The sequence below is a fragment of the Exiguobacterium sp. ERU653 genome (assembly GCF_018617775.1).
In the GTDB taxonomy this organism is placed as follows: domain Bacteria; phylum Bacillota; class Bacilli; order Exiguobacteriales; family Exiguobacteriaceae; genus Exiguobacterium; species Exiguobacterium marinum.
Window position 1 is genome coordinate 598,650 of sequence record NZ_JACSKV010000001.1, and the last position, 17,475, is coordinate 616,124.

The window sequence follows — 17,475 nt, forward strand, 5'->3', positions numbered from 1 at the left end:
AAAAGTATTCAGACTTTTCTCTGTTTTTTGTTGTCCTGATTGTTGAACCGTGTTAGTATTTCACTATTATTATGAAAATGAAATGAAAAACAGGAAGTAGGGGTAATCATGGCGCAAAATTCATTCGCCTCAAAAATTGGATTCATTTTAGCTGCCGCAGGTTCGGCGATTGGTTTAGGTGCGATATGGAAATTTCCGTATGTCACTGGAACTAGTGGGGGCGGTGCCTTTTTACTCATGTTTTTGGCGTTCACGTTATTACTTGGTTTACCATTATTGATTGGGGAGTTCATCGTTGGACGTTCGACTCAAAAGACAGCACTTCTTGCTTTTAAACAATTGGGACATGGACGATGGAGCATCATCGGCTATCTTGGTGTCATTGCCTGTTTCTTGTTGCTTTCCTTCTATAGTGTTATTGGGGGATGGGTCCTCATTTACATCGGACTCGGTTTGAGCGGAACATTAAATGGACGAAGTGCTGATGAATTTGGTGATGTCTTCGGAAGTGTCGTGTCAACACCTGAAATCGCCGTCATCGGACAGTTTTTATTTCTCACGATTACGCTTTTGATTGTCTTACGTGGGGTAGAAGCGGGAATCGAACGGATGAGCAAGATTTTAATGCCATTATTGTTCATCAGTTTTATAGTCCTCGTTGTCCGCTCATTGACACTCGACGGGGCGATGGAAGGAGTCCGCTTCTTCTTACAACCTGACTTCTCTGCTCTCACAGGGGAATCGGTCTTATTTGCCCTTGGACAAGCCTTCTTCTCCTTATCTCTAGGGGTGGCTGCGATGCTGACATATGCATCTTACATTAAGACGAAAGGGACGCTGAATCGTTCCGCGAACATGATTGTTCTATTGAATATTACCGTTTCGCTCCTAGCAGGTCTTGCTATCTTCCCGGCAGTTTTTGCTTCAGGATTAGACCCAGCTGAAGGACCGGCATTGCTCTTCGTCGTCCTACCGGCGGTCTTCAATCAAGTTCCGCTCGGTGGATTTTTCATGGTATTGTTCTTCTTATTATTCGCATTCGCTTCAATCACGTCTTCGATTGCGATGTTAGAGGTCGTCGTCGCGGGTGTGACCGATCGTCTGAATGAAAAGAAACCGACATGGTCGAAGAAACAAGTAACGGTTACAGCTGCCTTGCTCGTCTTCCTCGTCGGTGTGCCTTCTGCGCTGTCATTTGGGTTATTGAGCGATTTACAAATCTGGAACGGGCGAACGTTCTTCGACACGATGGATTACCTCGTCAGTTATATTTTAATGCCGGTCGGAGCCTTCTTAACGTCAATTTTTGTTGGTTATGTAGTAGACCAACGTATTTTAAAAGACGAGATTCAAACATCTCAACCAGGTATGAAGCTTTATCCAATCTGGCATGCACTCATACGCTATGTTATACCGGTGACAGTAGGAATCGTCATGGTATCTACGTGGCTTAACACATAATTGAGGAACCGTAGGCTCTCGAGTCTACGGTTTTTTTCGTCTCGCAACGGGAATGAAGTCGATATAGGTAGTTGTTTCTACACCTGTGGACGGAGGAAACAAAGACTTTTATTATGCTAAAATGATAGAGGTGACGAAACTTTTTTTGATCGGTTTCGTAATGTACAATAGAAGTAACATGAGATGAGGTGAAAAGAATGAAAACATGGATGAAATGGGCCCTGACTGGGGCAGTCATATACTTTGCCATCAACGTATTCGATTTCTCCTGGTTATTCATTATAGTAGGGGCGCTCGTCTTGAACGAAGTCTGGTCAACGAATAAGCGCAAAAACCGTCAGCGAACACCGACAACGGTCGCAAAACGGGCGAAGAAAAAACTGCTGCTTGATGAGGAAGAATCGTTCTCAGGCTCAAGAATCCTAAAACCGATTGAAGATCCTATCCCGGCACGTCAATTCGAGGCGACGGATGATTTAGAACTTCAATTCTTGCAACGGACGATTGAGCAAGGGTATGAGAAACTGCAGCAGATTGACCGTGTCTTGCCTGAAATCAAAGATGTAGAAGTAAGGCGAGAAATGAAAGCAGTGTCAAAAGAAGCGCATGAATTGTTCGAGGAACTTTTCGAAAATCCGCAAGACGCGAAGCATGTTCGAGACTTGTTCACATTCTACTTAGATTCCCTCGTCTCGGTCGTCTTGAAATTTAAAGAACTGGAAGGAAAACGGGTCATCATTCAAGAAGAAACTCGAGAACAATTAATAACGAATATGCGGCTAATTGTCGATAAATTTAAAGAACAGCGCGGACGTCTTCTTGAAGATGATGCCGTAGACTTTGAACGTGAACTGATTATGATGGAGCGAGTCTTATCTGATCAGCCGGAAGGGAGAAAAAAGCATGACTTCATCGAATGAAACGAACTGGCAGTCATGGCCGGAAGAAGAGCTGACATCTGATACAAAAACAAAAACTGAGGCAGAGGGGTTTAGCGACCCGTCTGTAGAGTGGTCATCTGTTTCGCAGGCAGAGGAAGTGCCTGCTATCCAAGCGAAGCCAGACGTCCCTCAAGAGCACCGTGAGCGCATCACGCGATTGGCTGAATCAATCGATATTAAAAAGACGGATTCGGTTATGTTGTTTGGGTCGAATGTCCAACGTGAACTGTCACAATTCTCCGACCAAATTTTGACGGAAGTCCGAATGAAAGATGGCGGGGACGCCGGGAAACTTTTGTCAGATTTGATGCAAAACGTCCGAAAGATGGACCCGGACATGCTTCAACCGGAGAAGAAGAGTTTCATGGATAACATCCCGCTCATCGGTCGCGCAAAAAAGAAGGCTGAAAACTATAAACTTCAATTCGAAAAAATGAACGTCTATTTGGAAGAAGTTATCCACAATTTAGATCGTGCCAAGTTCGGTCTAATGAAAGATATCACGATGCTCGATCAAATGTATGACAAAAACAAGCGTTATTTCGAAGAATTAAACGTCTATATCGCAGCGGGTGAAACAAAGCTAGATCATGTACGTGAGCATGAGATTGCGCCACTGCGACATGAAGTGGAAGTTTCTAAAGACCAGTCAAAATTGCAACAATTGAACGACATGATTCAATTGGCGGACCGTTTTGAGAAGAAATTGCATGACTTAAAACTCAGTCGTACCATTAGCCTTCAAATGGCACCGCAAATTCGGGTCATTCAGCAGAATAACCAAATCCTTGCCGAGAAGATTGAATCGGCGGTCGTCAACACGATTCCGCTTTGGAAAAACCAGGTCGTTCTTGCGCTCAGCCTAACGCGTCAGAAGACGGCACTTCGTATGCAGCAGGACGTGACGAAGACGACAAACCAGTTGCTTGAGCAGAACTCGAAGATGTTGAAAGATTCTTCGATTGAAATCGCACAAGAAAATGAAAAAGGGATTGTTTCTGTTGAATCACTGAAAGTTGCTCACGAGAACTTACTCTCGACGTTGGATGAAACATTACGCATTCAACAAGAAGGGAAGCAAAAACGTCGCGACGCCGAGCGTGAACTCGACCGAATGGAGCACGAGCTTAAAGAGAAAGTCATCGAGATCGCCTCGAAAAATAAAGAACTGCCAAAAGACACTGGATACTAAGGGGGGAAGTCTGAGCAATCAGACTTTCCTTTTCTACGAGGAGGGACTTGTGTGGAGAAACAACGATTGTGGGACGAGACGTGGTTGCTGTTTGCCGATATGATGGCCGAGCGACACTCGAAGTGTGCGTCCAAGAGCGTGGCATGTGTCATTGTGAAGGATGAAAAACCGATTTCGATTGGCTTGAACGGAACACCATCCGGTCATACGAATTGTAATGAGATTTATATTAAAAAAGAAGAAGGATTTTATAAGCATGCGAACTATGTGACGTCGACGGACGTTGATATGATCAACGAACCAGCACGACTCATCCGTGATGGTGTGACATATATCAAATGTACGGACCCGTATGATCATCATCACTGGTCGAAACAACATGAAATCCATGCCGAAATCAATGCGATTGGAAAACTGGCTGCTGATTCGACGAACGCCTTCGGTGCGACCGCTTATGTTACCCATTCGCCGTGTCACGCCTGTTCACTTGCCCTAATCGCCGCACGAGTCGCACGAGTCGTCTATGCGGTCGGTTACGAGCATGGCGATGGATTAGAATTGATGCGTGACAGTGGGATTGAAGTGCTACATATGCCACTAGAAAAAATGTACAAAAATACATTGTAAACGTTTTCATAAGGTGATATATTATTAATGTACTGCCAATGGTGTTTTACTCTTCCATTATTCGCCCCTCCTCGGAGGGGCCTTTTTTTTGTTCGAAATCAAGTGAGACAAACTTTACACATAATGTTCAATATTTCACAATATATACTCTGAAATCTCTTATATAATGAAAATAGATTCAGGAGAGGGGAAATTGTTTATGGAAAAACTTGTTCGCTTTACAGATGGTGCATATGAAGTAGAAGCCTTGATCACGCTCGAAGAAGTGTGGGAAGATAAATTTGCGATTGGCATGCGTAAAGAGTTGGCTGTCAAATCGTTGACGATTAACGGAAATGAAGTATCTGAGATTAAACATGTTCGAGCTTTACTTCGATATTATCCGACGCTTGGTGTATCAGGAATCTTGTTGGCGCTTGATAAGGCAGCCGCCGAAATTGTCGCTTTGTCGAAAGATCAGGACCCAGCACTACAATATGTTGAGCTCGTAGCCCTCCAAATGGACGAGGCATCTACGAACGATATAAAAACATTGTACGCAGCGATGTGATCTCAATTGGGTGAACAATTTCACCCAATTTTTTATTGCATCTATTTTTCTTTATGGTATGATGTTTACAGATGAAGAAATGGAACGCCATATCGTTGTCAACCATAAGCATGGGGATCTAGATAGCTAGATCGCTGTCAAAAAGCCACGTTCATAGGAACGTGGCTTTTTTTTGTGCAATCATGTCGAAATCCGCCCCAACGTCTTTGGCGAGATGTGCATCCGATCCCAATGTGAATGGGATATGTAACTCGCTGGCAGCTTTTGCGAGTCCTGCGATGTAAGGTTCCCCGCAATCCGGTTTTCTGAGTCCGGCCGTGTTGAAGTCGAGTCCAAATCCTCGGTCAGCGATCACCTGTAAGAGTCGTTCTTCTTCCTTTTTTACTTCGGAACGCTTCCAGTCATAATTTTTTTGGTATTTAATCGGGAGGTCAAGGTGTCCAATCCGAGCGACACGGATGTCTTTCCACGAAAATGCGAGACCCTGTTCAATCGATTCATAATAAGCTTTCATGACGTTCTCGAATGAGCCGAGCGCTGAGACAAGTTCATCGAACGTTTCGGCAGAATAATCAATCGGCATATACGTGCCATCTACATATAGGAAATGCTGCGATAAAATGACTTCATCAAGCAATGGTGCGAAAGGTTTCAGTAAAGCGATGGTTTCCTTCTCCAGATGCGGCAACAAGTCGACTTCTAATCCGACTTTAATGTCGATAACCGCTTGATACTGCTTCTTTATCTGATGCAACGTATCGAGATAATCAGGAAGTAGATCAATCGACATCGCCGAATCTCGATTCGGTACAGGGTCGATAAATGACGCAGGAAATGGTGCATGTTCTGTAAAAGTGATTGTTTGCAGGCCATTTTCGATTCCGACTTGAATATATTGTTCAAGTGGGTCTTTTGTACCGTGTGGACAAAATGGAGTATGCACATGTCCATCGTGGGTAAAATCAAACATTTTGTTACACGTCCTTTATAAGTTAATTGGTTGACAGGTATGATTGTATTTGATAAATTTAACACACTACTTTAGTTTGGTAAAGTGATAATAAGATAAAGGGTGGTTATCATGATTTGGTCAAATTCGAAAGGTTCGATTCCAGAAGGATGGTATGAACTTCAATCAGGAGATGTCATTCGACCAAAACGGTGGATGCTTTCATTTTTAGAAAAAGCAGAGGCGAGCGGTTATGCGGTCATCGATCCACCGCTTCTCGAATACTATTCGCATTATCAAAATTTGGCGCTCTTTGATGAGTCGGCCTATTATCGGTTATTTGGGAATGACGGCGAACTTCTCGTCATGCGCCCTGACTATACACTTCAGATTGCGAGAAAATTAGCAGACGGTCATGAACCGATGCGCGTCGCTTATGCGGGTGCCGTCTATCGTCGGACGGTCAAGCATTCCGGTCAACCGCATGAACGACAGCAGCTTGGACTCGAGTGGGTCGACGGCGAAGAGAAGGATTATCATCTCATCGAATCATTTCTCGATATGGCGGAAGGAGTCCTGCCTACGAATCGATTAACGATCAAAATCGGTTCTGCGGCCGTCATCTCACTTATTGCAAAAGAAACAGGCGTTCAAGAGCGGACATTCCGTAAAATCTTGGCGATTCGCAATTTAGAATCGTTACGTGAATTAGCGGAGACATATCGTTATCCATTGATTGCGAAATTACCGTTTCTAATTGGCAATTCAGCGCTCGAGGAGTTGCGCACTCAAGCACCGGCTTCTTTAAAAGAGGCAATCGATGATGTCGATGAGGCGGTACAACACTTGCGCGCAATCGGCTTAGAAGTGTCATACGATTTTGGTCAAACTGGTGATTTTGACTATTACTCTGGTTTGACCGTGACAGGAAGCGTCGAAGGGAAGCGTGTCCTGTCAGGAGGACGATACGATTCACTATATGGCCATTTCGGACAATCGAGACGAGCGTTCGGCATGTCGCTTGATTTAGAACAGTTAGATGAGGTGATCAAATGAAAGTAGCGGTCGCGAAAGGTCGGATCGAAAAAGCAGCTCGTCAATTTTTTGTAGAACGTGATTTACCCGTATGGCCTGAAACACGTGGACGTGAGCTGACAGTACAAGCAGGCGATCATGAATTTATTTTCGTCAAAGGGGACGATGTCTATAAATATGTGATGCACGGAGCGGCAGATGTGGGGATCGTCGGTGGAGATATTTTACGGGAAAAAACGCCGGGTGTGCTTGAAGTCGTCGATTTGCCGTTCGGACGTTGTCGAATGGCTGTTTGTGGTCCAAAAGTCCGACGTAACGGAATGAAAAAATTGAAGGTGGCCAGTAAATATCCGAACATCGCCATCTCACACTTTGCGTCGAAACGACAAAACGTAGAAGTGATCGCGTTGAATGGATCAGTCGAACTCGCGCCTTTAACCGGACTCGCTGATTGCATCGTTGACATCGTTGAGACAGGGGCGACACTTGCCGCGAACGACTTAGAAGAATATGAGACAATCTTTTCAATCAATGCAAAATTCATTACGAGCGAAACGGCTTTGGCGGAACAGCCCGACGAATTGAAGGCATGGATTCGAAAGCTGAGTCAGGAGGAGAACACATGAGCACTGAAACGAATCGATCACGGCGCGAAGCATGGGCCGAGGCCGTGAAACCAATCGTTGAATCGATCGAAACCCGTGGAGACGAAGCGCTCCTTGAGTGGACGAAACAATTCGACGGTGTCGACAAAATTGAATCGGTTGATTTAGCCCGCTTTACCCCGCCAGCAGCGTATGCTGAACTGACGGAAGCGTTGACGTTAGCGGCGGAACGAATTCGTACGTTTCACGCGCATCAAGTACGGAATGAAGACGTGTTTGAAGATACGATGTTTCGACTTGGAAGACGCTATATGCCACTTGATTCGGTCGGTGTCTATGTACCGGGTGGGACAGCCGTCTACCCATCGAGCGTGCTCATGAACGTCATTCCGGCGAAAGTGGCTGGCGTCAAACGAGTCGTCATGGTCACGCCGCCGAAAGCAGATGGGATTGACATCTCGCTCTTGATTGCAGCCAAAATCGCGGGTGCTGATGAGTGTTTTCTTGTCGGAGGCGCGCAAGCCGTTGCTGCACTCGCATACGGAACGGAAACGATTCGTCCCGTCGATAAGATTGTCGGACCAGGAAATGCGTATGTCGCGACAGCGAAAGCGCTCGTGTCCCACATTGTCGGCATCGACTCCGTTGCGGGACCGTCCGAAGTGTTAATCATTGCCGATGAAACGGCGAACCCGAAGTGGGTCTCGGCTGACCTGCTCGCACAAGCGGAACATGACGTCGAGGCGACAGCGATTGCGCTCGTCACGACAGAGACGCTTCGTGATGAAGTGGAGCGAGAACTTGAACGACAGCTCGCGCTCTTACCACGACAAGACATCGCAAGAGAAGCGTTGAAACGTGGCGGCGTCTTTTATCGGAAAATCGAGGATGCGATCGAGTATGCGAATACGATGGCCGCGGAGCACGTCCAGTTGGCCGTCAAAAATCCGGAACAATTGATGAAGTCGATTCGTCACGGTGGATCGTTCTTCCTCGGTCACGAGGCAGCGGAAGCGTTCGGAGACTATATCGCTGGACCAAATCATGTCTTGCCGACTAGTGGAACGGCTCGATTCTCAAGTGGACTATCGGTCGACGACTTTTATCGCCGCCAGACATTCCTTGAGATGACAGAACTTGATGAGACAATCACAAAGGCTGCGATTCGAATCGCCAAACAAGAACAATTAGAAGGACATGCCCGTGCGATGGCTGTTCGGATGGAGGGCATATGAGACGAAACTATCAAAATATCCCTCGCTATGTACCACATGCCGTGTCAGGATTCGCACTCAATCAAAACGAAAGCCAATATCCGTTACCAGAACGACTAGAGCGATCGATTCGAGACGTGTCACTTGAGGCGCTCAGTCGTTATCCGGTCGAAGAGTTGATTGCCTTAAAAGCGAGTTATGCCAACTATGCAGTAGTTGAGGCGACACAACTCATGGTCGGAAGCGGAAGCGACGAACTGTTGGCGATTTTAAGTCAGGCAATCTTAGATACGGAGGACCACGTCCTCGCTCCGGCTCCAGACTTTTCGATGTATGGCATCTACACACAAATTGCGAGGGGGCAGTTCACACAACCTGATACGAACGGATTGAACTATGAGACATTCGTCGAGCTCATTCAAACGATCAAACCGAAGCTCGTCCTGATTTCAAATCCGAATAACCCGACCGGCAAGATGTGGACACTTGACGAATTGTCAGATATTGCGTCACGTGTTCCGTACCTCATCGTAGATGAAGCTTATATCGATTTCACAATGCAGGACTCATTTGTATCTCGCTTGAACGAACATCCAAACGTCATCATCTTACGGACGTTATCGAAGGCGTTCGGTTTAGCGAACCTCCGGATTGGTTTCATGATTGCGTCAGAAGAAATCATTGAGCAGATTGATCGCTTCCGATCGCCGTTCAATGTCAGTGGACTCAGTGCCGCTGTCGCGAACGTCGTCTTACGAGATGAATCATATATTCAAGAATCGATCGAGTTCCATACGACACAACGTGAAAAATTGACGGACTTATTACGTCCAATCGGCGAGATTTTACCGAGTCGTGCCAACTTTATTTATGTCAAAACGGATGATAGTGAAGGATGGGCATCGCGCTTCCTTGAAAAAGGAGTTCATGTACGTGCGTTTCCGGATGGATTACGTGTCAGTGCAGGGACAGACGAGGCGTATGCCTATATCCGACAAACGATTGAAGAGGTGAATTCTGTTGAGAACAGCTGAACTAAAACGTGAGACGAAAGAGACGAAAATTGACATTCGATTAAATCTAGACGGAACGGGTGAAAGTTCTATTCAAACGGGGGTCGGTTTTTTTGACCACATGTTGACGTTACTCGCCTTTCACAGTCAGATGGATTTACACGTGAAAGTCGAAGGCGACACATGGGTCGATGCCCACCATACGGTCGAGGATGTCGGGATCGCACTCGGTCAGCTTATCGCCAAGTCTCTCGGGGACAAAGTCGGAATTCGCCGCTACGGGTCGAGTTACATGCCGATGGATGAGACGCTAGCGCGAGCGGTCGTCGATGTGTCAGGGCGACCTTATCTCGTCTATCAGGCGGAGATTCGTAATCCAAAGCTTGGTGATTTTGATACCGAACTCGCTGAAGAGTTCTTTCGGGCCGTTGCCATGAACGGCAGGCTTACCCTTCATCTCGCCGTCCTTTACGGGTCAAATTCACATCACATGATTGAAGGGTTGTTTAAGGCGTTTGGTCGAGCGCTTGCCGAGGCGGTATCAAGCGATGGGACGAACCGACTCCCTTCTACGAAAGGATGGATCGAAGGATGAAAGTAGCGGTCATCGATTATGGCATGGGAAACGTGTTCAACGTCGAACGTGCCTTACAAGCCATCGGTTGCTACGTCGTGATCACGAACGATGCAAATCAAATTGAAGAAGCGGATGCCATTTTACTTCCTGGGGTCGGTGCCTTCCCGCAAGCGATGCAATCGCTCGAACAGACGGGTCTGATCCCCTTATTGCAAAAGATGGCGACGGAAAAGCCGTTTTTAGGGATCTGTCTTGGGATGCAACTCTTGTTTGATTCGAGCACGGAAGGGATGCCGACGAAAGGTCTCGGGTTGATTCCGGGAACGGTTGAGCGGATGCGTGCGAAGCGTCTTCCACACGTCGGATGGAACTCGATCCTACGCGATGAGGACGTCTATTTTGTCCACTCTTACCATGCCGTGACGGACGACGAATACATCGTGGCGGCGGCTGAATATATGGGTGAGAAAGTTCCGGCAATCGTTCAAAAAGGGCTCGTCACGGGCATGCAGTTCCACCCAGAAAAAAGTGGGACGTTCGGTCTCAGTTTACTTCAAGAATGGAAGGAGGCGGTCGAGCGTGAGATTACTACCCGCCATTGATCTGATTGGAGGCAAGATCGTCCGTTTGACGGAAGGTGATTTTTCGACGGAAGAACAATACGGGGACCCGTATGAATTATTAAAAGCGTGGCAAGGGAAGGTCCCGATGATTCACTTGATTGATTTAGAAGGGGCTAAGGCAGGGGAGCCGCGTCACTTAGACGTTGTCCGCTATGCGAAGTCTCTTGGCTTTCTCGTTCAAACGGGAGGCGGGATTCGTTCAGAGTCCTCACTTGATGCGGTCATGGAAACAGGTGCGGACCGTGTCCTCTTAGGGACAAAGGCATTCACGGATCCTGACTTTTTGGATCGGGCCATTGAAAAGTATGGCAAACGAGTCGCTGTGGCACTCGATGCCTATGACGGGAAGGTCGCCATCAACGGATGGCAGGAAGCGACAAAGCTCGATGACATCTCGGTCGCCCAAGACCTCGTCAAACGGGGCATCGAGACGATTCTTTATACGGACATCGGATCTGACGGAAAATTGAACGGACCGAACGTTTCTCGGATGAAGGCGTTACGTCAAATCGTCAACGTCACACTGATTGCCTCAGGCGGTGTGACGACAGAAGAGGACGTGAAGGAACTGAAGATGGCCAAGATTGATGAGGCGGTCGTCGGGAAAGCGCTCCTATCCGGTAAAGTGAGTATCGAAGAACTGATTGAATGGGAGGCGCGTTATGCTTAAACACAGAATTATTCCATGTCTCGATGTGAAGGAAGGTCGTGTCGTCAAAGGGATTGAATTCGTGCAATTACGAGATATCGGGGACCCGGTCGAAATCGCGAAATATTACGATGAGTCCGGAGCCGATGAACTCGTCTTTCTCGACATCACGGCAAGTACGGAACGACGCCAGACGATGCTCGATGTCGTCAGTGCGGTCGCGCGAAAAGTATTCATCCCGTTGACGGTCGGTGGAGGGATTCGTTCGCTAGAGGATATCTCTTCACTGTTAAAAGCAGGAGCGGACAAAGTATCGTTGAACACGCTCGCTGTCGAATCACCGAGTCTCATTCGTGAAGCCGCGGACCGTTTCGGATCACAATGTATTGTTGTCGCAATCGACGTAAAGTTTGAAGACGGCGAATACTACGTGTACACATATGGCGGCAAACAGAAAACCGAGCTGTTGGCAGTCGAATGGGCGAAACAAGTGGCCGCGCTCGGCGCGGGGGAACTTCTTGTCACGTCCATGAACCAGGACGGGAAGCAGAGCGGATATGACCTGGCAATTTTAGAACAACTGCGTGAAGTCGTCGACATTCCGATTATCGCGTCTGGTGGGGCAGGGAATGCGGAGCACGTAGTCGAGGCACTTAAGAAAGTCGACGCTGCTTTACTTGCCTCCATCTTACATGACCGAAAAACGACAGTAGAAGAGGTGAAGCACGTATGCACGAGTCACAACTTGCCGATGCGGTTCGTTTCGACGAAAATGGACTGATTCCCGCCATCATCGTCTCAAACGAAGACGGGGCAGTCCTCATGTTAGGATATATGAACGAGGAGGCGATTCAACAGACGCTTCGTGAACGGGTCGTCACGTTCTGGTCTCGTTCAAAAGGTCGGCTTTGGATGAAAGGAGAGACGAGCGGGAACACGCTTGATGTCGTCAGCATCCACGTCGACTGTGACCAGGATGCACTTCTCGTTCGTGTTCATGCGAACGGTCCGACGTGTCATACCGGAAATCGAACCTGTTTCTTTACGGAGGTGAACGTATGATTCATGAATTGGAGCAATTGATTGAGTCCAGAAAAAATGAACCGAAAGAAGGTTCTTATACGACGTATTTGTTTGAACAAGGCGTCGAAAAAATAGCAAAGAAGTTCGGAGAAGAATCGTTCGAGGTCGTCATTGCTGCCATGACGGACGAAGACTTGGTCGAAGAGTCAGCAGACCTTCTGTATCACCTGCTCGTCTTGTTGGCGGCTAAAGGGGTCTGCTTAGAGGATGTGGAAGCGTTACTCGCCAAACGTCACGGTACGACAACACCGGCGAAGCCTCGTCGCGACGTCACAGAATGGTAAATGAAAGAGGAAGGAGACGTGCTCCTTCCTCTTTTGAGTTATCGATTGACCGAAGCGGCCATGCGAATGTATGTATGGCGTCTTCCACGAATGGCAATCGAAAGTGCCTGAATGTTCTCTGGTACGGCGATCCCAGACAATCCGGCGTCACCGATATGAACGATGTCCGCACCGCCGCGCTTCGAAGAGAGTGCGATGTCCCGAACGGTCGCGACATCAGCCCCTTCTTGAGACGTGCCGATGGCTGCTAGAGTGAGTGCCCCGAGCGCTTGCAATTCTTGTACAAGTTCGTGGAACGCCTCTTCACGGACGCCAGGTACCGTGCCTGGCGCCGGTAGTAGGATGATGTCTGCGCCAGCTTCGACGAAGCGAATATATGCGTCGCGGTCCAACACATTGCCGGCACCGGCCTGATGCATCTTCCCAGCAATGATGACACCGGCAAATTCACGACGCGCCTGAATGATCGCTTGTTCGATTGCTTCATTTGTGACCCCGGTATTCGGGTTACCTGTCAGACAGACGAAATCGATCCCGAGCTCAGATGCTTTTTGGAACGCTTCGATTGAGGCGAGTCTGCCTCGTTTCACTTCATTCATCTCAGACGACTTCTCTGAAAAATCGACAGGTTCCAAATTGATTCCAATTGGCAATCCAATCAGTCGTTTTAATTCAAGAATCGGATGGTCGCTCATCTCATCACCTGGCATCTTGCCGAACAACGCATGACTTTCAAGTCCTTTAATATAAGGATGGAACACATCCAACATGTTCAATAAAATCAAATCGGCACCGAACGCTCGCGCCAGTTCTGCGTTCGTTACTTCCGGGTAAAGCGGCTGCACCGTCGGAATGACCTCGGCCATGACCGTCCGTCCCTCCGCTTTTCGAATTGATTCGACTAAATCTTGACGATTAAACGTGATAAAATCACTTGCCCGACAGTCTAATATTCGTTTCATCACATCTGCCTCCTTCTGCTCATCACTCTCTCTATTCCCTAAATGATTTGAAAATCCTCTATACTATTCATTGAGGAGGGATGAAAATGACGGAAAAAGAAAAGATGATTCGTGGCGAATTATATTTAGCTGGTGATGAGACGCTCGTCGCCGACAGGAAACATGCTCGGCGATTAACCGAGCGATTCAATCGTTCAGGAATCGATGACTTGGAAGAGCGAAAAGAAATTCTTAGCGCATTACTTGGTTCAACGAAAGAGTCGTATTACATCGAACCGAACTTCAAATGTGATTACGGGTACAATATTCACTTGGGAGAGCGGTTCTATGCGAACTTTGATTGTGTCTTTCTAGACATCTGTCCCATCACGTTTGGGGATGACTGCATGCTCGCACCGGGTGTACATATTTATACGGCGACACACCCCATTGATCCGATTGAGCGAATCTCTGGGTATGAATTCGGAAAACCGGTGACCATCGGGGAACGCGTATGGATCGGTGGCGGGGCCATCATCAACCCGGGTGTGACGATTGGGGATGAGGCTGTCGTCGCATCCGGTGCGGTCGTCACAAAAGATGTACCGCCTCGAACGGTCGTCGGAGGTAATCCGGCACGTGTGATCAAGACGATCGACTGACAAAAACTCCTGAACACGAGGTTCAGGAGTTTTTGACGTTCATGGATTCAACGTACTGATGAATCGCTTCTTGTGTAAGCTGGAGTGCCGCCTCATCACCGATCGTCACCCGAATCCCCGTCGGTTGTTTCGACGTGTGTACGTTCAAGGCAGTCAAATGGGACCATACTGCTTCAGGCTGCTCTAACTCGACATACAAAAAGTTCGTCGTGGCAGGGAGGACATGGCCGATGGATTCAAAGGCAAATGCCCACTTTTGCCGCATCTCGTCGTGCCATTCGATTGTTTCTTGAAGATAAGTCACGTCTTTTAAGAAGATGTTGCAAATCTTCGCGCTCACCCCGCTAATGTTAAATGGCGGGATGAATTGACGGAAATATTGTGCGAGTTCGATGTTCGTCACCATGAATCCGATTCGGACGTTCGCTAATCCGAACGCTTTTGACATCGTGCGAAGGACGATGAGATTCGGATGGTTCGCAATGAACGGGATCATGCTGGCATCTGGTGTGAAGTCCATATACGCCTCATCTACCACGAGGTACGGCACGAGTGAGGCGAGATGCGCCAATTCTTCCACGTTCCAAAGCTTTCCGGTTGGATTGTTCGGATTCGAGAGAAGGAGAAGCTTCGGACGATGCATCTCAATCGCCTCTATTATTCCATCATACGACAAATCAACGGCTTGAATATGATGACCGTGTGCGATTGTCGTGAAAATCGGATACATCGAAAAGTCAGGTGCAGGAGATAAGACGATGTCATGTGGAGCGAGCAGTGCTTGCGTCACGACGTGAATCATCTCATCACTCCCACACCCGACGAGTAATTGCTCAGGTGTGACGCCGACGTACGCAGCGTAGTGTTCGAACAATTCATTGATCGGTTCGACCGGATATTCGTGTAAGTCGTGATACGTCACCGAATCAAGTTGGCTCATGATTCGGTCAGGTAACGGGAACTGACTTTCATTTTGGTTCAACCGATGTCCCGTCGGATAGACGACGGGGTAGATCGGTAGCTTGACTTGTCTCATTCAGTCGGCTCCATCGAGAACCATTTTTCCACCAATTCATCGATTTCACCAGACTCCATCATTTTGTTCAACTCTTCATTGAACTGGTCGCGTAATTCATCATCTAATTTGAAGGCGGCTGCCGATCCTTTTTCGCCATCCTCTTTCAAAGCGAATGTATAGAAGTTGTCATCTTGGTCTAAGTATTTTTGTGCGACCGTGTCTTCAATGACCATCGCATCGATTCGACCTGTATTCAACTCTTGAACAATCTCAGGGATTTTGTTCAATGATACGAGTTCAGCGTCAGGAGCCTGTTCTTTTGCGATGTTTTCTTGAATCGAAGCCGTTTGGACACCGATTTTCTTCCCAGACAAATCTTCAATCGCCTGAAGCGACTCGTCTTTTGTCATAATCAAGTTTGTTGCTGATAAATAAATGTCCGAGAAGTCTGCATTTTCTTTCCGCTCTTCTGTTGGTGTCATCCCAGCCATGACAAAGTCGATTCGCCCACTGTTCAAGGCTCCGAGTAAGCTACCGAAGTCCATATCTTCAATCTTCAATTCGTAGCCGAGACGTTCCGTGATCGTTTCTGCGATTTCAATATCGAATCCGACGATTGCATTCCCGTTCGCTGTATCAACAAATTCGTATGGAAAGTAATCGGCACTCGTCCCCATAACGATTGTTTTCTGTTCTGTCGCTTCCCCTTCCGTTTCTTGACTACATGCACCGAGTAATACCGCGCTCATCATAAGTGAACCTGCTAATAACCATTTTTTCATATGTATAATGCCTCCCTGTTGTAGATGAGACTAAGTGTATATGCATAATTATTAATTGTAAAGAATAAATATACAAAATTTTTAAAAGAATAAACACTTTCGATATGAAAGCGTTTTAAAGTGATTGAATCAAGTTTTTGACTGCTCGTGGCGATTTCAAATGAATCAAATTGAGTTTTGTCGGATGCTGTTCAATCTGTTGCAACAGCTGTAGCCGTTGAATGTTTGGGAAATTCCAAACCCATTTGAGGAAGGCAAAATCGAGTTTTTCCTCACAGGATGCGCCCATATCCGGTCGTGTCGTACCACGGTAACGGATTACTCGTTTAAGGACACGGTATATACAGACGGTGCGTGGTAGGTCAATCAAGATGACAGTGTCCGCTGCCTGCAATCGTAAATCAAGCGTATTCCCGAAGTTTCCATCGATGATCCATTCATCTTTCTTCACGAGTTGCTGTTGAATACTGATTCGTTCTTCTCTTGTTGCCATCACCCATCCCGGTTTCCACATGAGGGCATCTAAATGATAGACATCAAGTTTTAATCGTTCACCGAGCTGGCGGGCGAGTGTGGATTTTCCCGCACCGCCTGAACCGATAATCATGATTCGTTTCATGTTTATATTGCTATTAATCGGTAAGTTGCTCATCTATTCTTGCTCATCCTCCAATACAATCCATTTCTTCAATTGACTGTCCTCTTCGTAAATGACCCGGACATCCATCTGTCCGATGACAAGACGTTGTTCCGAACTGAACACGACAATCGGATAGTTCGTGGACACCGGCTTGTCCTTCTCAAAAATAGGGCTATGCGCCTGCATCGCGTAATATCCGTCCGATCTCGTGTTGGCCGCGCCTGCATCAATCTGTGTCACATGGTCAAACCCTCTCAGTCTGAGCACATAACTGTACGATGTTCTCGCCCCACGTTCGAGACGCCATTCTTCGATGATGGCTGACTTATCGTCTATCGTTCGTTCTTCTAGCACTTTTTGCGCCGTATACTCTTTTTCATAAGGAATCATTTCCTGAATGCTGACGACCGTCATCGTCGCGAGCTTGAGCGACTCCTCAGAAGGCGGGGTAATCAGTATACCAATAAAGATGAGGATGGGAATCAATAAATAAACCATGACACGACTGCGCATTTTCATCACCTTACCTTTTCAGATGTGAACTATTTCTGCATAAGAGAATCAGTTCCCTTCAAAAGAACGCTGGAATCTCAAAAACCGATTCATTTCTTCAATTTTTTGAAAGAGCG

At 47.1% G+C, this 17,475-nt stretch carries 20 protein-coding genes and 1 pseudogene; 15 read left to right on the forward strand and 6 right to left on the reverse strand.

Features of this window, described 5'->3' with window-relative positions; genetic code table 11:
* The first annotated feature begins 108 nt into the window (after positions 1-108).
* The 5 genes from KNO95_RS03120 to KNO95_RS03140 all read left to right on the forward strand — a co-directional run bounded on the left by KNO95_RS03120 (position 109) and on the right by KNO95_RS03140 (position 4,771).
* A complete protein-coding gene (locus KNO95_RS03120; protein ID WP_214702184.1) occupies positions 109-1,461 on the forward strand; it encodes a sodium-dependent transporter in 1,353 nt (450 codons plus the stop codon).
* 197 nt (positions 1,462-1,658) lie between these two features.
* Positions 1,659-2,381, forward strand: coding sequence for a 5-bromo-4-chloroindolyl phosphate hydrolysis family protein (locus KNO95_RS03125; protein ID WP_214698322.1), 723 nt, complete (start codon positions 1,659-1,661; stop codon positions 2,379-2,381).
* Entirely contained in the window at positions 2,365-3,594 is a 1,230-nt protein-coding gene (locus KNO95_RS03130) for a toxic anion resistance protein (protein WP_026826121.1), read from the forward strand. Before KNO95_RS03125 ends, KNO95_RS03130 begins: the two co-directional genes overlap by 17 nt.
* Before the next feature lie 51 nt (positions 3,595-3,645).
* A complete protein-coding gene (locus tag KNO95_RS03135; RefSeq protein WP_026826120.1) occupies positions 3,646-4,221 on the forward strand; it encodes a deoxycytidylate deaminase in 576 nt (191 codons plus the stop codon).
* Between the two features lie 199 nt (positions 4,222-4,420).
* Positions 4,421-4,771: a hypothetical protein gene (locus tag KNO95_RS03140; RefSeq protein WP_026826119.1), complete on the forward strand. Its 351-nt coding sequence runs from the start codon at positions 4,421-4,423 to the stop codon at positions 4,769-4,771.
* Between the two features lie 151 nt (positions 4,772-4,922).
* Here KNO95_RS03140 and hisJ read toward each other — a convergent pair whose 3' ends face one another.
* Entirely contained in the window at positions 4,923-5,741 is an 819-nt protein-coding gene (gene hisJ, locus KNO95_RS03145) for a histidinol-phosphatase HisJ (RefSeq protein ID WP_214878263.1), read from the reverse strand.
* Between the two features lie 111 nt (positions 5,742-5,852).
* Here hisJ and KNO95_RS03150 point away from each other — a divergent pair, with 111 nt between their 5' ends.
* The 9 genes and pseudogenes from KNO95_RS03150 to hisIE all read left to right on the forward strand — a co-directional run bounded on the left by KNO95_RS03150 (position 5,853) and on the right by hisIE (position 12,803).
* Positions 5,853-6,776, forward strand: coding sequence for an ATP phosphoribosyltransferase regulatory subunit (locus tag KNO95_RS03150; RefSeq protein WP_214702180.1), 924 nt, complete (start codon positions 5,853-5,855; stop codon positions 6,774-6,776).
* Positions 6,773-7,381, forward strand: a complete 609-nt coding sequence (gene hisG / locus KNO95_RS03155) for an ATP phosphoribosyltransferase (protein ID WP_214878265.1) — start codon at positions 6,773-6,775, stop codon at positions 7,379-7,381. The genes KNO95_RS03150 and hisG overlap by 4 nt, the downstream gene beginning before the upstream one ends.
* Positions 7,378-8,595, forward strand: coding sequence for a histidinol dehydrogenase (gene hisD, locus KNO95_RS03160; protein WP_214878266.1), 1,218 nt, complete (start codon positions 7,378-7,380; stop codon positions 8,593-8,595). The genes hisG and hisD overlap by 4 nt, the downstream gene beginning before the upstream one ends.
* Positions 8,592-9,608: a pyridoxal phosphate-dependent aminotransferase gene (locus KNO95_RS03165; protein WP_214878267.1), complete on the forward strand. Its 1,017-nt coding sequence runs from the start codon at positions 8,592-8,594 to the stop codon at positions 9,606-9,608. Before hisD ends, KNO95_RS03165 begins: the two co-directional genes overlap by 4 nt.
* Entirely contained in the window at positions 9,595-10,182 is a 588-nt protein-coding gene (hisB, locus tag KNO95_RS03170; protein WP_214702176.1) for an imidazoleglycerol-phosphate dehydratase HisB, read from the forward strand. Before KNO95_RS03165 ends, hisB begins: the two co-directional genes overlap by 14 nt.
* Positions 10,179-10,766 carry an imidazole glycerol phosphate synthase subunit HisH gene (hisH, locus tag KNO95_RS03175; protein ID WP_026826112.1) on the forward strand — a complete coding sequence of 196 codons (588 nt, stop codon included), beginning with the start codon at positions 10,179-10,181 and terminating at the stop codon, positions 10,764-10,766. The genes hisB and hisH overlap by 4 nt, the downstream gene beginning before the upstream one ends.
* Positions 10,744-11,457: a 1-(5-phosphoribosyl)-5-[(5-phosphoribosylamino)methylideneamino]imidazole-4-carboxamide isomerase gene (gene hisA / locus KNO95_RS03180; protein ID WP_214702174.1), complete on the forward strand. Its 714-nt coding sequence runs from the start codon at positions 10,744-10,746 to the stop codon at positions 11,455-11,457. Before hisH ends, hisA begins: the two co-directional genes overlap by 23 nt.
* A complete protein-coding gene (gene hisF / locus KNO95_RS03185; RefSeq protein WP_214878268.1) occupies positions 11,450-12,217 on the forward strand; it encodes an imidazole glycerol phosphate synthase subunit HisF in 768 nt (255 codons plus the stop codon). Before hisA ends, hisF begins: the two co-directional genes overlap by 8 nt.
* A pseudogene (hisIE, locus tag KNO95_RS14440) lies at positions 12,166-12,803 on the forward strand (bifunctional phosphoribosyl-AMP cyclohydrolase/phosphoribosyl-ATP diphosphatase HisIE). The gene hisF and the pseudogene hisIE overlap by 52 nt, the downstream one beginning before the upstream one ends.
* A gap of 38 nt (positions 12,804-12,841) precedes the next feature.
* Here hisIE and KNO95_RS03200 read toward each other — a convergent pair.
* Entirely contained in the window at positions 12,842-13,765 is a 924-nt protein-coding gene (locus KNO95_RS03200) for a DUF7916 family protein (RefSeq protein ID WP_214878269.1), read from the reverse strand.
* 86 nt (positions 13,766-13,851) lie between these two features.
* Between KNO95_RS03200 and KNO95_RS03205 the strand changes: the two genes are divergently transcribed.
* Complete coding sequence (locus KNO95_RS03205) at positions 13,852-14,406, forward strand: maltose acetyltransferase domain-containing protein (RefSeq protein ID WP_285800471.1); 555 nt, start codon at positions 13,852-13,854, stop codon at positions 14,404-14,406.
* A gap of 22 nt (positions 14,407-14,428) precedes the next feature.
* Here KNO95_RS03205 and KNO95_RS03210 read toward each other — a convergent pair whose 3' ends face one another.
* The 4 genes from KNO95_RS03210 to KNO95_RS03225 form a co-directional block, all read right to left on the reverse strand.
* Positions 14,429-15,442, reverse strand: a complete 1,014-nt coding sequence (locus KNO95_RS03210) for a pyridoxal phosphate-dependent aminotransferase (RefSeq protein ID WP_214878270.1) — start codon at positions 15,440-15,442, stop codon at positions 14,429-14,431.
* Entirely contained in the window at positions 15,439-16,206 is a 768-nt protein-coding gene (locus KNO95_RS03215; protein ID WP_214702168.1) for a transporter substrate-binding domain-containing protein, read from the reverse strand. The genes KNO95_RS03210 and KNO95_RS03215 overlap by 4 nt, the downstream gene beginning before the upstream one ends.
* 115 nt (positions 16,207-16,321) lie before the next feature.
* Positions 16,322-16,825: a DNA topology modulation protein gene (locus KNO95_RS03220; protein WP_214702850.1), complete on the reverse strand. Its 504-nt coding sequence runs from the start codon at positions 16,823-16,825 to the stop codon at positions 16,322-16,324.
* 33 nt (positions 16,826-16,858) lie between these two features.
* Positions 16,859-17,365 carry a hypothetical protein gene (locus KNO95_RS03225; RefSeq protein ID WP_214878271.1) on the reverse strand — a complete coding sequence of 169 codons (507 nt, stop codon included), beginning with the start codon at positions 17,363-17,365 and terminating at the stop codon, positions 16,859-16,861.
* Between the last annotated feature and the right edge of the window lie 110 nt (positions 17,366-17,475).

Bases quoted from the DNA above. Each gene is read 5' to 3' on its own strand.
- KNO95_RS03120 (WP_214702184.1), top strand. From the start codon at position 109: ATGGCGCAAAATTCATTCGCCTCAAAAATTGGATTCATTTTAGCTGCC.
- KNO95_RS03125 (WP_214698322.1), top strand. From the start codon at position 1,659: ATGAAAACATGGATGAAATGGGCCCTGACTGGGGCAGTCATATACTTT.
- KNO95_RS03130 (WP_026826121.1), top strand. From the start codon at position 2,365: ATGACTTCATCGAATGAAACGAACTGGCAGTCATGGCCGGAAGAAGAG.
- KNO95_RS03140 (WP_026826119.1), top strand. From the start codon at position 4,421: ATGGAAAAACTTGTTCGCTTTACAGATGGTGCATATGAAGTAGAAGCC.
- hisJ (WP_214878263.1), bottom strand. From the start codon at position 5,741: ATGTTTGATTTTACCCACGATGGACATGTGCATACTCCATTTTGTCCA.
- KNO95_RS03150 (WP_214702180.1), top strand. From the start codon at position 5,853: ATGATTTGGTCAAATTCGAAAGGTTCGATTCCAGAAGGATGGTATGAA.
- hisG (WP_214878265.1), top strand. From the start codon at position 6,773: ATGAAAGTAGCGGTCGCGAAAGGTCGGATCGAAAAAGCAGCTCGTCAA.
- hisD (WP_214878266.1), top strand. From the start codon at position 7,378: ATGAGCACTGAAACGAATCGATCACGGCGCGAAGCATGGGCCGAGGCC.
- KNO95_RS03165 (WP_214878267.1), top strand. From the start codon at position 8,592: ATGAGACGAAACTATCAAAATATCCCTCGCTATGTACCACATGCCGTG.
- hisH (WP_026826112.1), top strand. From the start codon at position 10,179: ATGAAAGTAGCGGTCATCGATTATGGCATGGGAAACGTGTTCAACGTC.
- hisF (WP_214878268.1), top strand. From the start codon at position 11,450: ATGCTTAAACACAGAATTATTCCATGTCTCGATGTGAAGGAAGGTCGT.
- KNO95_RS03200 (WP_214878269.1), bottom strand. From the start codon at position 13,765: ATGAAACGAATATTAGACTGTCGGGCAAGTGATTTTATCACGTTTAAT.
- KNO95_RS03205 (WP_285800471.1), top strand. From the start codon at position 13,852: ATGACGGAAAAAGAAAAGATGATTCGTGGCGAATTATATTTAGCTGGT.
- KNO95_RS03210 (WP_214878270.1), bottom strand. From the start codon at position 15,442: ATGAGACAAGTCAAGCTACCGATCTACCCCGTCGTCTATCCGACGGGA.
- KNO95_RS03215 (WP_214702168.1), bottom strand. From the start codon at position 16,206: ATGAAAAAATGGTTATTAGCAGGTTCACTTATGATGAGCGCGGTATTA.
- KNO95_RS03220 (WP_214702850.1), bottom strand. From the start codon at position 16,825: ATGAAACGAATCATGATTATCGGTTCAGGCGGTGCGGGAAAATCCACA.
- KNO95_RS03225 (WP_214878271.1), bottom strand. From the start codon at position 17,365: ATGAAAATGCGCAGTCGTGTCATGGTTTATTTATTGATTCCCATCCTC.